General features: G+C 75.3%; 1 protein-coding gene. It reads left to right on the top strand.

Annotated features, from left to right (window positions below):
• Window positions 1-59: 59 nt before the first annotated feature.
• Window positions 60-1,244 (top strand): site-2 protease family protein, encoded by a 1,185-nt coding sequence (locus tag E1284_RS40745; RefSeq protein WP_243715064.1) that lies wholly within the window; start codon window positions 60-62, stop codon window positions 1,242-1,244.
• Window positions 1,245-1,353 lie beyond the last annotated feature (109 nt).

The raw sequence follows: 1,353 nt of genomic DNA on the forward strand, positions 1-1,353 counted from the left end.
CGCCTGCCCCCGCCCATCGGCAGGCACGGGCCCCTCCCCGGGGCCGTAGCATCGAAGGCGTGACACACAGCGCGCCCCCGACCCAGGGCAGGACACCAGCCGGGGCCCCCGGTCCCGACGACGGCCGCACCTCGCGACCCGGCCTCTCCATGGGCCGCGTCCTCGGCGTCCCCGTCTACGTCTCACCCAGCTGGTTCCTGGTCGCCGTCCTCGTCACCGTCATGTTCGAAGGCCAGGTCAACGACGTCGTCGAGCGCCCCCTGAGCTACCTCGTCGCCTTCACCTACGCGGTCCTCCTCTACGGCTCGGTCTTCGTGCACGAACTCAGCCACGCCGTCACCGCCCGCCTCTTCGGGCTGCCCGTGCGCTCGGTCACCCTGCACGTCCTCGGCGGCGAGACCGCCATCGAACGCGAGGCCCCCACCCCGGGCCGCGAATTCCTCATCGCCTTCGCCGGCCCGCTCACCAACCTCGTCCTCGCCGGGCTCGGCCTCCTCGCCCACGCCACCCTCGCGCTCCCCGACGTCGCGCTGCTCCTCCTCGAAGCGCTCACCTTCGCCAACCTGCTCGTCGGGCTGTTCAACCTCCTGCCCGGCCTGCCCCTCGACGGCGGGCGCCTCGTCCGCGCCGCCGTCTGGAAGGTCACCGGGCGCAGCCGCAGCGGCGGCATCATCGCCGGCTGGGTCGGCCGCGCCGTCGCCATCGGCTGCCTGGTCGCCGGCGCCTACCTCGCCACCTACACCACCACCGCCGACGACGGCGGCATCGGCTGGCTCGCCCTCCTGTGGTCGGCCCTCATCGCCTCCTTCATCTGGGTCGGCGCCACCCAGGCCATCCGCGCCGAGCGCGTCCGCGCCCGCATCCCCCTGCTGTCGGCCCGCGGCCTCGCCCGCCGCGCCGCCCTCGTCACCGCCGACACGCCCCTCGCCGAGGCCGTCCGCCGCGCCCACGCCGACCACGCCGGCGCCATCGTCATCGCCGACCACGACGGGCGCCCCCTCGGCCTCGTCAGCGAGAAGGCCGTCACCGCCACCCCCGAGCACCGCCGCCCCTGGATCAGCGTCGGCGAGCTCTCGCGCGGCATCCACGACGACCTCACCCTCCCGGCCGACATCACCGGCGACGACCTCCTCGACGCCCTCCGCCGCGCCCCCGCGTCGGAGTACCTCCTCGTCGAACCCGACGGCCGCGTCTACGGCGTCCTCGCCGTCTCCGACGTCGACCGCGCCTTCACCGGAATCTGACCGGCGACGGCCGGACCGCGGCCGCCGCGGCCCGACCGCACCGCGCCCGCCGATAGCCTTGACCCCCATGAGCGAACCCCAGCCGAACGGCACCGCGCACGCCCCCGGC

The organism is Actinomadura bangladeshensis (assembly GCF_004348335.1).
In the GTDB taxonomy this organism is placed as follows: domain Bacteria; phylum Actinomycetota; class Actinomycetes; order Streptosporangiales; family Streptosporangiaceae; genus Spirillospora; species Spirillospora bangladeshensis.